This is a genomic window from Rhodococcus sp. 27YEA6, assembly GCF_044908235.1.
Lineage (GTDB): Bacteria > Actinomycetota > Actinomycetes > Mycobacteriales > Mycobacteriaceae > Rhodococcus_F > Rhodococcus_F qingshengii.
In genome coordinates this window covers 76,527-88,791 of record NZ_JBIYCY010000010.1, presented here as the reverse complement: position 1 = coordinate 88,791, position 12,265 = coordinate 76,527, and the positions used below count along the sequence as shown (strand labels likewise).

The window sequence follows — 12,265 nt, the reverse complement described above, 5'->3', positions numbered from 1 at the left end:
CATGCAGGACGAAGCCACCGGCGGAGTGCACGGCGGGCCGCTGTCGGGTATCCGGGTCATTGAAATGGAGGCCATAGGGCCGCTACTGCACGCCGGTCTGATGTTGGCAGATCTTGGCGCCGATGTCGTGCGCATCGTGCGCCCCATCTCGATGGGAGCAGATGACGGAATCGACGATGCGAATGCGGGGATGCTCCGAGGGCGGACCGAACTCACTGCAGATCTGACCAAGACCGAAGATCTCGCCAAGGTGCGCAGGCTGATCGCCCGAGCGGACGTCCTGATGGAGGGCTCTCGGCCCGGCACGATGGAGAAGCTCGGCCTGGGCTCCGAGATCTGCCTGCAGGACAATCCGGGGCTGATCTACGGCCGAATGAGTGGCTGGGGCCAGAAGGGACCGATGGCCCGAGAAGCCGGGCACGACCTGAACTACCTTGCGCTTTCGGGCGCGCTCGAACAGCTCGGACCGGCTTCCGGGCCGCCGTCACCGCCGCTGAACTACGTCGGGAACTTCGGCGGCGGATCGATGTTCCTGCTCGTAGGAGTACTTGCCGCGCTGCACGAAAGAGAACGCACTGGCCGAGGCCAGGTGGTGGATACAGCGATGGTCGACGGCGCCAGTTCGTTGACTGCGCTCGTCCGATCGTGGCAGCATGCCGGCCGCTGGTCAGCCCGTCGTGGAACCAACCTCCTCGACGGATCTGCCCCGTTCTACCGCGCGTACGAGTGCGCAGACCACAGGTACATGGCGGTAGGGGCCCTCGAAGACGTGTACTACGACCGCTTCGTGTTCGGACTCGGATTGGATCCCGCCTCGTTGCCGAATCGCTGGGACCAATCGAACTGGGACGACTTGTCCGAACACTTCGGCAGAACCTTCGCCACACACGATCGCGACGCCTGGGTCGAGGTCTTCGACGGCCTGAACGCTTGTGTCACACCCGTGCTCACACTCCACGAGGCAACACTCCACGACCATGCAATAAAGCGGACGGCCTTCGTCGATGCAGGAGGCTTTTCGATGCCCTCCGCCGCACCACGGCTGGACTCGTCACAGGGAGCAGCCCCACCACGGAGAAACGACGAACTGGACGCAACCGTGTCGCGATGGGAGATTGCCTCAGAGCACCTCGGGGGCAATTCCACTCGACATCGGTCCACTCGCATGGCTGTTGGTCCACAGACGTGGTGAGCGAGAGAACCGATGGCGCCAGGCGGGCTACGATTTCGGTATGCGCAGGCTGGCTGGATCGTTCGATCGTGACCTCCCCGGGTTGCCGCGTGGCCGCGGCCGACTGGCTGTGGACGAGGTCCAAGACGCGCAACGCGATCGCATTCTGCGTGCGGTGATCTCGTCGACGGCGGAGAAGGGGATCGCCTCGACCACGATCGCCGATGTCGTCGGGCGTGCCAGGGTGTCTCGTCAAGCTTTCTACAAGCAGTTCGAGAGCAAAGAAGCGTGCTTGATCGCGGCGATCGACGCCGGCATCGAGGTGATCGTCTCCAACATCACCTCGACACAAAGCTCGACCGCCAATTTATCTCTACACGAACAGCTTTCGGCTGTCATCGAGAAGTATCTCGAGACGTGTTCGTCCGAACCGGAGTTCGTGCGAGCCTGGGTGGTGGACCTACCTGTGGCCGGCCCGGCCGGGGTGGCGAAGCGCAACGAGTACGTGGAACTGCTCGCCGATGCATTGCTCGTCGGCTACTCGTCCAAGTCTTCAGAAGCCCCGGGGCGTGAAGTGTTTCTCGCGGCGATCGGCGGTTGCAACGAGTTGTTCTACCGCCAGGTGGTTGACGGGTCGAATTCGTACATGAATCTTCATGCGCCGATCATGTCCTTCCTTGAACGGGTACTGGATCTCTCGTCCAACCCTTCGTAGTCCGGTGTTGACAAGCCAAGGGTAGATCGCCATGCTCATTCATAAGTACGCAGCAGTACTTATGAATGAGGAGTGGTCATGCGAATTACGAGTGGACTGACACAGAGTCCGATCGCACCGCCCGGCCGGGTAGCGATCCGTCCGCGGCGAGTCGATTTCGACTGGGAGAAAGCGCCTTTGGTGTGGTTGCCGAACGAGCCGATCGCCTCATACCTCCTCAGCTCGATGAACCTCGTCATTCCGGAGGGCGAACGGATGATGATCCAGGCCTTCGAGCAGGCCCTCCCGGACGTGCACGACGAGAAGCTTCGCGAGGACATGCTCGGTTTCATGGGTCAAGAACTGCTGCACGCAGAGGCGCATGACGAGGTCATGAATCAGGTGTTCACACGGCACGGGATCGACCCGGCCCCGTTCAACCGCCAGATGCAGTATTTCTTCCGCAGAACTTTGGGCGTCGGTGACGACTCCGATCCGCGGGCCATCCGGCAGCGTCTGATCGAGCGTCTCGGGATTTGCGCGTCTTCGGAGCATATGTTCGCGTTCGTGGGCGACTGGGCGTTGAACGCGGACTTGGAGAAATTCGGCGCGGATCCGCAGATGCTTGACCTCTATCGGTGGCATGGGGCCGAAGAGGTCGAGCATCGTGCCGTGGCACACGAGGTCGCCACGTACTTCGGAGTCGGCTACTTTCGCCGCTGTATCTCCATGATCATCACGTGGCCAATCTTTTTGGGGTGGTTGCTCCGTGCTGCGATGTATCTGAGTCGCAACGACCCCAACACGCCGAACATCGGTTATCCACGATTGCTACTGGAATTCGTCCGCGCCGGACGCCGCGGACTGGTGCCTGGTGTATCGAAATGGTTCTGGAGCGGTGTGTCGACGTTCGTGCCGGGATTTCACCCCGACAGTGTGGGGTCCACCGCCCAGGCCCTCGCCTACGTCGCGCAATCGCCAGCGGCCAAGCGGGTCAACACATGACACCCAACGCGCCCGAACTCACACAGCGGTGGCCGGCCCCCCGCGAGATCCCGGTCGACCTACGTCGCGGCAAGCGCCGCGACTCGATTCTGCGCATTCTGGATGTCCTGGTCTCCACGCAGGTCAAGTTGGCGGTCTTGATTCATCGCGACGAGCCACCGGAAAACCGGATCGACAAGTACAAGACAACGCTCACGGTGTCGGAGCGCACGACGGTGGCCACCGACAACGACGTGGTCGGTCTCGAACTGCGAGCACCTGACGGCAGCGACCTCGAACGGTGGTATCCCGGGGCACACCTCGACCTGTACCTGCCCTCGGGACGGATACGTCAGTACTCGCTGTGCGGCGATCCCGCCGATCGACGCTGCTACCGGATCGCGGTACGCCGGATTCCTGATGGTGGCGGCGGATCGAACGAGGTCCACGACGAGTTGCCAGTCGGTACCGTCGTCGGTGTTCGCGGTCCACGCAACGCATTCGGGTTCGTCGAACCCGGGCGAATCGAGCGCGCGAAGCGCGTTCACTTCGTGGCGGGTGGCATCGGCATCACACCGATACTGCCGATGGTCCGCGAGGCGGAGCGCATGGGCCTGGATTGGTCGCTGATGTACGTCGGTCGCGAGCGCCGCACACTACCGTTCCTCGAGGAATTGTCGCCGTTTGGTGATCGGGTCACCATCCGCACCGACGACGAATACGGCCTACCCGCAGCGAACGATCTTCTCCCGCCGAATGTCCGCAGCGGCGACGCGATCTACTGTTGCGGTCCCGTCCCGATGATGGACGTGATCACAGCTAGTGTGCGCAACGAGCCCGGTGTGGAAGTGCACGCCGAACGCTTCTCCGCCGCACCGGTCGTCGATGGACGACCCTTCCGCATCCAACTGGCTCGCACCGGTCAGGTCATCGATGTCGCCGCCGACCAGACCGCACTGGACGCGGTGCTGCGTGTGAACCCGAAAGCCCCCTATTCATGTCGTCAGGGCTTCTGCGGCACCTGCATGGTCCACGTCAGCGACGGCGACGTCGATCATCGTGACAATTCGTTGAGCCCAGCCGAGCGCGCCGCCGGCAAGATGCTCCTGTGCGTTTCGCGGAGCAACAGTCCCTGCCTGACGGTCACCACATGAATCCACCGATGAGAAAACACAATTCCCGACAACCGGAGTACCTGTTGAACGACGATCAACTGACATCGCGGGTGGTGGACCTGCTGATCGCACTGGAGGAAATGGACGCCGATGCCGTGCGCGCACTCGTCGATCCCGACATCGAATGGCGCAACACCGGCCTGCCCAGCGTGCGTGGAAGCAAACGCGTCGAACTGGCGCTCACGATCGTCTCTCGCCTGATCACCAGGTACGAGGTCGTGGAAGTGCTCACGATGACCACCGACCACAACACCGTGTCCTCCCGGCGACGAGAGATCATCCGCATCGGATGGTTTGCCATGCACCTCGACGTAGACGGCCACTACACATTCGCAAACGGCCTGCTTCGCATTTGGGACGACCGCTTCTCCTACCGCCGACTGCTCCGCGGATTGCGATTCGGCCCAACCACCCGAACCTGAGGTAGCGACGTTTTGTGTCGCATTTTGCCGGGGAGTCCTCACCAGATGCTGAAATCTCCCCCTGCAGCTTCTCGACTGCATCCTCGGTTCAGGAGTTCGGCCGCTGGTGCGGAGAACTCTCGCCGAGCCTACGTTCGCGCATGTGACGAGCTCGTTGTTCCTTTGGACTGCAACGGCATTGGATACCGCTGATGGATGCTCGACAATTGTTCGCCCTCGGCGCGCTCGGTACCGGGATGTTGTCGCTGGCCTTGCAGCTGACCCCGCTGTGTCTCGGCGCCGAGGATGCGGAGCAGTACGTCTTTGTTCGCGGCGCCAATGCCACCGCGGTCCTCAGCCTTGCTCTGCTGTCCGCCGCGTTTGTCTTCTGGCCGCCGGCTGGATGACTTTCCGGGCGCACATGTTCACGAACAAAGGAGTTTCGGTGAATCCACCCATAAACCACTACCGCCGGCGATCGGTGGAATCGATCCTCTTCGGCGGAGCCGTTGCAGCACTGCTGCTCTCGGAATGCACGATCAGTTCAGCAGATCCCACTACCGAGGGCAGGCAGTCGTCGAAGATGCCCACCGACTCCGAGCAGATCACCACGGTGATCCGATCTCACCTCGATGCCCTCCGTACCGGTTCGTCCGAGGGTGTTGCTGCCACCGTCTGCGCCGAGAAGCAGGTATCAACCACGACCACTGGAAAGGTGCTGCCGGCAATCACGCTCGATGCAGTCGAGTATCTCACCCTCCAAGGATCTGCAGCCACAGCGACCGTACGCGGACATCTGGATGACGCTCCGGAGACCTCGATCGGCAAGGTCGTGTCGTTGACCTCGACCAGTGGCCACTGGCTCATCTGCTAAGCCTGCACCGCTTCGGCAAGCACAGGATAGGAACGAGAGAATTGAGGTGGCGGCGCGATGGTAGGCCGTGTGACGGACGAGAACGTCTTTCAACTCCGCTTGAACGAGCTCTTCTCCGGCTCCGATCGGCGCCTGACGAACGTCGCTGTGGCTCAAGGCCTTCTCGCACGCGGCTGCCGAATCTCGACAGCGTATCTCTCCCAGCTTCGACACGGCGCTCGGTCGAACCCATCGGATGAGGTGGTGTCGGCGTTGGCCGACTACTTCGATGTCCCTCTCGGCTATTTCTTCACCATCCCCTGGTCCGGCGATCGCGCGCGCGTTCACGACGAGGACGCGGAGATAGTCGATCATCTCGCCGACCAGGAACTGAGACAGTTGCTCCGGGCCGCGAACGGACTCCCGGCGACCTCACTGGAACTGTTGTCGAATCTGGCTGCCGCACTATGCATCTCCGAAAACCACCGGAAGACGCCCACACGGACTCAACGTCCTACACCTGGTCGACCGAAACCGGCACCACGACCGCGGCGAAACAATCCCACCGATGTGATCTGACTCCCAAGTGCGCCCTTAGGGTTGCCGATTATTTGCCATATGGCGTTCACTGGAGGCACGGGCCCCTCCACCTATTTTGGTTTCGAGACCCCGGATTCGACCCCTGACTAGATCCGAACGAAGAAAGGCCCTTTCGATGACACGTGCACTCAAGATCGTTGCCGCTCTGGCCATCCCAGCGGCTGCTGGAGCTGTGGCGATTGCCGGCGCAGGCTCTGCCTCGGCGGCGACTCCGGTATCGGGAAACGGCTACGTCGGAGTCATTCTCGATCACCACGAGACGGTCGTCGCGAGCCAGATCAACGCGGGCAATCTGATCAACGCCGCATTCGGCGACGCCTGGACTGTCGGGTTGCCGCACGACTCCGTCTGGTACACCGGAGCATGGACCCCGGTCACCGGCGATCAGTTCGTCGACGAGGCGGCCTCACACCCCGGCGGTCGTGTCGGGTTGTATCTCGTCGACCCCGCAATCAATCAGGGGAACATCTTCAACGCCGAAAGCGCCTGGTAGAGAACAGCTGAACCCGGTATGCAGGAAACCGTGCATCACCGTGTCGGTATCACCGTTGTTCGCCGATGTGCGATCGGCGTTCTCGCTGTCGCGGCGATCATGTCAGCGGGTTGCTCGCCAGGAGCCGGCTCCGTCGACAGCCTGAGTGCCGGCGCGGGTGAGCGGTGCGCATCCGGGTGCGCCGACTTCGGTACCGAAGTCGAATTCTCGTGCCGTTTCCAGGCATCGTTGTGCGCGGACTCCCTGAGTCGCAAGTCCGCGTTGGTGCGAAGTATCGACGAATCGTCGGTGTCTCGTCTGGCGCGGGCGTGGACAGGTCAGAGTTCCTCACCGATCGAGATATTCAACCGCAGCTTCGACCGGTTCATCTCCCTCGACTGCGCCGTCCCAGCCGACAAAGACACGCACGCTGCGGATTCGGGCATGAGCGCGGATCGGTGTGCATTTCTCGCAGCCAGTGCCGAACAACAATTCCGCACCATGACACTGCTACTCACCCCTGCTCGTTGACTACCACGAGCATCCCTTGTGCGAGCGTCGCCGCCCTTCGTGCGTCGCCTGCCCAGGATCTGCCTGCCTCGCCGGCAACCTGACCTCGACGACGGGAGCAGACGGAAGGAAGTCAGTGTGTGGTGGCCGGCCAGGATCTTCTGGGCGCGTGGCTGCCGAGTCTCGACACCGTATCTCGCAGTTGCGCAACGGCGTTCGTACGAGCCCGTCCGATGAGGTCGTGGGTGCGCCCGCCGACTACTTCGGCGTCTCTCCCGGCCACTTCTTCACCATCCCCTGGACCGGCGACCTCGCTGGAACTGTTGCTGAAACTCGCTGCGAGACTGCGTATCTCCGATCAACGCCGGAAGGTTCCCGCGGACTCACCGGGCTACAGCCGATTTGCCGAAGCAGCAGTCGGACCACGCCGCTCCACCCGACGAGATAAGCCTCGCATCGAGCGTCACCAGTCTTCCAGGGCCGGGTTGCCGAACAATCACTGAGCCTGAACAGCGGTCACCATTTCGTGATCATGAGGCTCGTCACACCCTTCGCGTGAACAAACCGCCTGGTCCGAGTGTTCGGGAAATGTTTCCGTAACTTCGAGTACGACTTTCGGCGGATGGATTCGGGCATTGGAGGCTAGTCGGACATAGGGACGGTGTTGTAGCGTCCCGGTCAGACGTAACAGTTAAGTTTTGGCAATCGCTCAGGTTGCTGAATTATCTACTCATCCCCCGGGAGACCGACCATGGCCACCAGCACCCCCGAGACCCGCATGTTGTCAGGAAAGCGGCGCATCGGGAAGGCGGCGAGTGTGGGTGCTGCAGTGTCGTCAGTTTTGATGGCTGGCTCTCTCGCGTTCGCCGGCAGTGCGTCGGCGATCCCGACGGCGCTGCCGGACAAGTTTGCTAGCACGGTCACCGACGACGGTTGGACGTTGGATCTGGCGGCTACCAAACTTTCGGCGAACCCGGTCCCGAACCTGGCGACAACAGCGTTCACTCGCGAGGGCTTCGTGTCGGCGAAGGTCACCGGCACCATCTCTGGAGCCGGCGATTCTGCGGTGAAGACGGGCTATGTCGAGCAGGGGTTGCAGATCGGTTGCCAAATCGATGTGTCCTCCGGCCTCGGCGTGGGACTTGGTTTTTCCCTCGGCCCGTCCGTCGGGGTCAGCATTTCGGGGGTTCCGTCGGCGAACATCGGCGTGAACGCCTCGGTGAACCCGAGCATCCAGACCACCATCGCCCCCGGCACGATCACCACGATCCCGCTCGGCAAGAAGGACCTCGAAGCCGCGAAAGCCTCGATCACGGCGGAGAACGTGCACGTCAAGGTCGATGCGTGCATGGGTCCGGTCACGATCCGTTCGTACGCGCAGTTCGCGGTGTCGACGGCGACGGCCGATAACAGTGTGTTCGTGTACTCCGATCCCACCTGGCTCTGACGCAGGGACTGTCGTCAACGGCATTCCGCGCCCGCAATCGCCTATCTCGGTTGCCGTGCTGGTCCGCCGTTGGCGCTGTTACCCAACACTTTCCACTTTTCCATCCATCAAAGGAGCATCATGTCTTTGACTCGCACGAAGAAAATCGCAGCCACGACCGCGGCTGCATCACTCGCTGTCGGCGGGATTCTGCTCGCTACCGCCCCAGCCGCAATGGCTGCTCCCGTGATGTTCGAGGGGCCGGTTCCGGCGCAGTACGGTGCACCGGTGGTGCAGGTTCCCCTGGGCCACGCCTTGACCGTCGCGGCCCGCGACAGTGGAATCGTGACGGCACTCTCGAACGCGAACGTCATGATCCCCGTTCCCGGGTGGGAGACCGTGATCGACGTGTCGGCTGATGTCCTGGCGCGCCGGACGGCAATTGCTGCCCAGTATCCGAACGGGTGCGCCTCGTACCAGTTCTATCTCCCGCCGGCAGGAGGGTGGCTCGCCGGAGCTACCTCGTACGTCAACTGCCCCTGGTAGAGCGCACCCTCTTCCTGTCCACTGCTGCATCTCCTCCCGGTGACCGCCCGTTCTTTTGGTCGGTGTCGGGTATCTCAAGTCCCGCGTTTTTAGTTGGCGGGGAAAGGCATTCACCTCCGATGACCACCTCACCGAACGCCCCGATGACTTCACCCACCCGCCGCGACGTCACAGCTGAGCGTGCGTTGCCGTACGTGCCGCCAGGAACCATTGCAGCTCCGGCATCGGTGTATTCCGACCTACCCCGCGATGCAGTCGGTGCAGGTGATCAGGGATGGGATCGCGACAGTGAACTGAGTCAGATGTCGAAAGCTGTGATCGCGACCGTATTCGGGCTCGCGTTGTTGATCGCGGCGTTTGCGGTGATCGGACGCCTCGGAGGATGGGCCACCGATTACGGGACGATTCTGGTGTATCTGGCATTCTTTCTGTGGATGTCGATCGCAGGACGGGTGTTCTGTTGGGGCGCAGACACACTCATCGCCGAATTCCGGAAGAAGTCGAACACGGGTGATCGCCGGTGAAGGCTGCGCGCCGGTTCGACCGCACCTCACCGACCACGGTGATCTCCACCGTGGTGGTGCTCGCGGCAATGGTGATCGCACTGCTGGCGCTGCTGATCTTCGCCCCGACCTCCTCCGCAGGACCGGCAGAAGACTGCGCAGCGGTGCGGGCACGTGATCATCAGATCTACCTGAATCTCATTGCGTCGCTGCCACCTGGTGCACCCATCCCGCCGGAGTACATCAACCCGTGCTTGACCGCTCCCACCACGACCCCGACGGCCGCCCCGACAACAACGGTCGGACTTCCCGGTGCGCAAGCACCGGGCGGCGGCCCCAACGTCGGAGCCAACGCTCCGACGAACTTCCCCACCTACAACGGAACCCCCATCGTCCCCGTCCCCAGCGCCGCGCTGCCTGGACAGCCGAATACGCCGACACCACCAGGTATCGAGAACCCTGCAGGAGTCCCGGTTCCGACGACCACCAGCGAACCTGCACCGACCACGCCGCAACCCGCTGGATCGACCGCACCGGCATCGACCACTGATCGTGGTCCCGGACCCGTTCCTGCCTTGACGCCGAATACTGCTCCCGGACAGCAGGAATCGACCCAGTCTGTGACGCCCTCCGTGCTCGACGAAGACGACGGACGCGACCGCTACCTCGAACTCGTGTTGGTCGGCGCCGCGGCGTTCACCGCTGCGGGTATGGGAGTGAGGGGGCGGCCGGGACCGTTCAGTGCGCGTGTGAGCGCACGCCCGTGGGAGTCGGTTCTCTCCCAGGTAGTCGGTACGGTCGCGAAACCGTTCATGCCGTATTTCGTCGGCGGTCAGGACGTCGTGGTCATCCCCGACCCAGGTGGCGGACAACGCACCATCTTCCTCATTCACGACGAAACCTCCTCGCATGAAGCTCAAATGGTGGTCGACGTACCACCCGGCGGACACATGAGCATCAACGACGACGGGTCCGTCGGTGTCTACGACGCGAACGGAGACTTGCAGGGCACCGTTGCCGCTGCGTGGGCGTACGACGTCAACGGCGATCCGGTTCCCACCTACTACGAGATCCGTGACGGCAAGCTCTACCAAATCGTGGTCCCCACCCCGGGCGTGATCTACCCGGTCCTCGCGGACGGCCCCTACGGCGGAGAAAACATCGCCACCGGGCGGCCGTTGACGGCGACCCCGCTGCCGAACGGGCAGGAAGCGATCTCGGGGCAGCCGGACGGCGTCGCGGTGGTGGGCACGCCGGATCCTGGCTATACGGCGTACGTACCAAACCAGGACACGATGAAACCTGGCTCCGAAGTGACAGTCGATCAGGGTGACGGCACCACCGCCAGCTACACCAACCCTGTCGATTCGGGTGATGCCGAGTTGGAGGTCACTATCGTGCCCACCGGCGAGGCCCGCGACACGATGGCGGCCGCGCAGGAGGACGCCAACCGCGAATCCGCAGCTGCGGCCGTGCAGGCCGTAAACGACCGCGAGGAGTTGCAACGTCAGACCGATGAAGAACGCGCGACCAGAGATTGGCTGAGCGAGATGGGTTCCGATCTCGGATCCTTACTCCGTTTCAGTCAAAACGTGACTGGTGGCAACGGGATTAGCGGACTGGCCGAGGCCGGTTCGGATCTTCTCGGTCTCGGGATGTCCGTCGGTCAGGGGATGGTCAGTTACAACCGTGATCCCTCCGGTGCTCTGACCGATGCAGGAAGATCGCTCTTACGAATTGAGGCCCTGGAACAGAATGGGCCCCGGTACTGGATGCGGCAGCTCCAATTAGATGCAGCTCTCGGTGTGGTCACTGGTGTGGCCGGTGAAGTCGGCGCCACGTCCCGTGCTGCTGCCGGCGCCACTCGGATCGACACGCAAGTCGCGCAGGCTGCGGAGAGATCGCAAGGAGTGCCTACCTCGCAAGCTCACGGCATCGCCGAGGTCATCGATCCGAAGACGCAGTTCGCACCGTACGAGCAGCAAGGCGCCCCGACAGAGGCACTTGCCAGAGGTGGCACCGCCTTCAGAAACTTCGGCGACCGCATCGAGCAATCGATGCCCGGATATGTCAATCCGTCCCAGACACAAACGACGATGGGCACTGCACCTGGACCCTTCACTGCAATTCAGCCCATTCCGCCGTCAAGTCCCGGTTTGGCTCCGCTGATCCCGGCCACGATCTTCGCGGTAGACGTCGGACAGCGCGTCGCCCGGATAATATTCAGATTCCTCAAGCCGAAGGGACAATGACCATGGGTTACGCGCGTGTCGGGGAAATTGGTCTGTCAGGGGACGGCGTGTACGAAGACGCTTGGGATTTGACGAAGCGACTGCTCCACGAAACCCACGACCGAAATGTTCGGCCGGAGTACAAGAACATACTCGACGAGATGGACAACCTTGTCGAGCGCAGCCCCCGGGAGAACACCGTGGGAGTGTACGTCTCGTATCTGTTATCTCTGGAGATCGAACGGATATCTCCACATGGTATTGATTTCGAGCGAATATCAGAGCTGTCCAAGGATCTCTACCCAAAGGTTGTTTCGTTTATCAAGATAACCGAAGAAGAAGTCGAGCAGACCATGCTTTTCGCATTCGGCAAATCCGATATCGCGACGCGTGTGCCCGGAGGAATCCTGACACTGTACTCGGCAGCGATACTCGGACAGCTCATGGTGGATGTCGAGGAAGAGACCGAGTATCTCAGGCCGCGACTGGCCGCGTGGCTTGTCCGAACCCAGCACCACACCAAACCTGCGAACGACTGAGGAGTTCTTCCATAGGGTTTCGATAGCAGGTGAGCCCGATTTTGCTGACGATGGAATCCATATCGAAGGATGTGATTTCGTGACGAAGTTGGTGACGGCGGCACATGAATCCGACATGGCTCACTTCGGGGAAATTCTGCGTCGATTCGAGGAGTGACAG

At 62.1% G+C, this 12,265-nt stretch carries 15 protein-coding genes; all 15 read left to right on the top strand.

Annotation, left to right across the window (positions count from 1 at the left end):
• Position 1 precedes the first annotated feature (1 nt).
• The 15 genes from ABH939_RS23150 (at position 2) to ABH939_RS23080 (ending at position 12,105) form a co-directional block, all read left to right on the top strand.
• Positions 2-1,192, top strand: a complete 1,191-nt coding sequence (locus ABH939_RS23150; protein ID WP_404650197.1) for a CaiB/BaiF CoA transferase family protein — start codon at positions 2-4, stop codon at positions 1,190-1,192.
• 40 nt (positions 1,193-1,232) lie between these two features.
• On the top strand, positions 1,233-1,886 hold the full coding sequence (locus ABH939_RS23145; RefSeq protein WP_020971347.1) for a TetR/AcrR family transcriptional regulator: 654 nt from the start codon (positions 1,233-1,235) through the stop codon (positions 1,884-1,886).
• A 78-nt stretch (positions 1,887-1,964) separates the two neighbouring features.
• Positions 1,965-2,870, top strand: a complete 906-nt coding sequence (locus tag ABH939_RS23140) for a metal-dependent hydrolase (protein WP_020971348.1) — start codon at positions 1,965-1,967, stop codon at positions 2,868-2,870.
• Positions 2,867-4,003, top strand: coding sequence for a PDR/VanB family oxidoreductase (locus tag ABH939_RS23135; protein ID WP_209448121.1), 1,137 nt, complete (start codon positions 2,867-2,869; stop codon positions 4,001-4,003). Before ABH939_RS23140 ends, ABH939_RS23135 begins: the two co-directional genes overlap by 4 nt.
• An 8-nt stretch (positions 4,004-4,011) precedes the next feature.
• A complete protein-coding gene (locus tag ABH939_RS23130; protein WP_404650196.1) occupies positions 4,012-4,446 on the top strand; it encodes a limonene-1,2-epoxide hydrolase family protein in 435 nt (144 codons plus the stop codon).
• Between the two features lie 191 nt (positions 4,447-4,637).
• On the top strand, positions 4,638-4,832 hold the full coding sequence (locus tag ABH939_RS23125) for a hypothetical protein (protein ID WP_209448123.1): 195 nt from the start codon (positions 4,638-4,640) through the stop codon (positions 4,830-4,832).
• A 38-nt stretch (positions 4,833-4,870) separates the two neighbouring features.
• On the top strand, positions 4,871-5,299 hold the full coding sequence (locus tag ABH939_RS23120; RefSeq protein WP_209448124.1) for a hypothetical protein: 429 nt from the start codon (positions 4,871-4,873) through the stop codon (positions 5,297-5,299).
• A gap of 57 nt (positions 5,300-5,356) precedes the next feature.
• Entirely contained in the window at positions 5,357-5,857 is a 501-nt protein-coding gene (locus tag ABH939_RS23115) for a helix-turn-helix domain-containing protein (protein WP_083058559.1), read from the top strand.
• Positions 5,858-5,993: 136 nt separating this feature from the next.
• Positions 5,994-6,371 (top strand): hypothetical protein, encoded by a 378-nt coding sequence (locus ABH939_RS23110; RefSeq protein WP_063315419.1) that lies wholly within the window; start codon positions 5,994-5,996, stop codon positions 6,369-6,371.
• An 18-nt stretch (positions 6,372-6,389) separates the two neighbouring features.
• On the top strand, positions 6,390-6,881 hold the full coding sequence (locus tag ABH939_RS23105) for a hypothetical protein (protein ID WP_404650195.1): 492 nt from the start codon (positions 6,390-6,392) through the stop codon (positions 6,879-6,881).
• Between the two features lie 730 nt (positions 6,882-7,611).
• On the top strand, positions 7,612-8,307 hold the full coding sequence (locus tag ABH939_RS23100) for an MspA family porin (protein ID WP_404650194.1): 696 nt from the start codon (positions 7,612-7,614) through the stop codon (positions 8,305-8,307).
• A gap of 120 nt (positions 8,308-8,427) precedes the next feature.
• Positions 8,428-8,832 (top strand): hypothetical protein, encoded by a 405-nt coding sequence (locus tag ABH939_RS23095; RefSeq protein WP_063315417.1) that lies wholly within the window; start codon positions 8,428-8,430, stop codon positions 8,830-8,832.
• A 119-nt stretch (positions 8,833-8,951) separates the two neighbouring features.
• Positions 8,952-9,356, top strand: a complete 405-nt coding sequence (locus ABH939_RS23090) for a hypothetical protein (RefSeq protein ID WP_233405612.1) — start codon at positions 8,952-8,954, stop codon at positions 9,354-9,356.
• Entirely contained in the window at positions 9,353-11,587 is a 2,235-nt protein-coding gene (locus tag ABH939_RS23085; protein ID WP_404650193.1) for a hypothetical protein, read from the top strand. Before ABH939_RS23090 ends, ABH939_RS23085 begins: the two co-directional genes overlap by 4 nt.
• Entirely contained in the window at positions 11,584-12,105 is a 522-nt protein-coding gene (locus tag ABH939_RS23080) for a hypothetical protein (RefSeq protein ID WP_139799841.1), read from the top strand. The genes ABH939_RS23085 and ABH939_RS23080 overlap by 4 nt, the downstream gene beginning before the upstream one ends.
• The last annotated feature ends 160 nt before the right edge of the window (positions 12,106-12,265 follow it).

Excerpts from the sequence above, each read along its gene's own strand:
- ABH939_RS23150 (WP_404650197.1), top strand. The coding sequence starts at position 2 with ATGCAGGACGAAGCCACCGGCGGAGTGCACGGCGGGCCGCTGTCGGGT.
- ABH939_RS23145 (WP_020971347.1), top strand. The coding sequence starts at position 1,233 with ATGCGCAGGCTGGCTGGATCGTTCGATCGTGACCTCCCCGGGTTGCCG.
- ABH939_RS23140 (WP_020971348.1), top strand. The coding sequence starts at position 1,965 with ATGCGAATTACGAGTGGACTGACACAGAGTCCGATCGCACCGCCCGGC.
- ABH939_RS23135 (WP_209448121.1), top strand. The coding sequence starts at position 2,867 with ATGACACCCAACGCGCCCGAACTCACACAGCGGTGGCCGGCCCCCCGC.
- ABH939_RS23130 (WP_404650196.1), top strand. The coding sequence starts at position 4,012 with ATGAGAAAACACAATTCCCGACAACCGGAGTACCTGTTGAACGACGAT.
- ABH939_RS23125 (WP_209448123.1), top strand. The coding sequence starts at position 4,638 with ATGGATGCTCGACAATTGTTCGCCCTCGGCGCGCTCGGTACCGGGATG.
- ABH939_RS23115 (WP_083058559.1), top strand. The coding sequence starts at position 5,357 with ATGGTAGGCCGTGTGACGGACGAGAACGTCTTTCAACTCCGCTTGAAC.
- ABH939_RS23110 (WP_063315419.1), top strand. The coding sequence starts at position 5,994 with ATGACACGTGCACTCAAGATCGTTGCCGCTCTGGCCATCCCAGCGGCT.
- ABH939_RS23105 (WP_404650195.1), top strand. The coding sequence starts at position 6,390 with ATGCAGGAAACCGTGCATCACCGTGTCGGTATCACCGTTGTTCGCCGA.
- ABH939_RS23100 (WP_404650194.1), top strand. The coding sequence starts at position 7,612 with ATGGCCACCAGCACCCCCGAGACCCGCATGTTGTCAGGAAAGCGGCGC.
- ABH939_RS23095 (WP_063315417.1), top strand. The coding sequence starts at position 8,428 with ATGTCTTTGACTCGCACGAAGAAAATCGCAGCCACGACCGCGGCTGCA.
- ABH939_RS23090 (WP_233405612.1), top strand. The coding sequence starts at position 8,952 with ATGACCACCTCACCGAACGCCCCGATGACTTCACCCACCCGCCGCGAC.
- ABH939_RS23080 (WP_139799841.1), top strand. The coding sequence starts at position 11,584 with ATGACCATGGGTTACGCGCGTGTCGGGGAAATTGGTCTGTCAGGGGAC.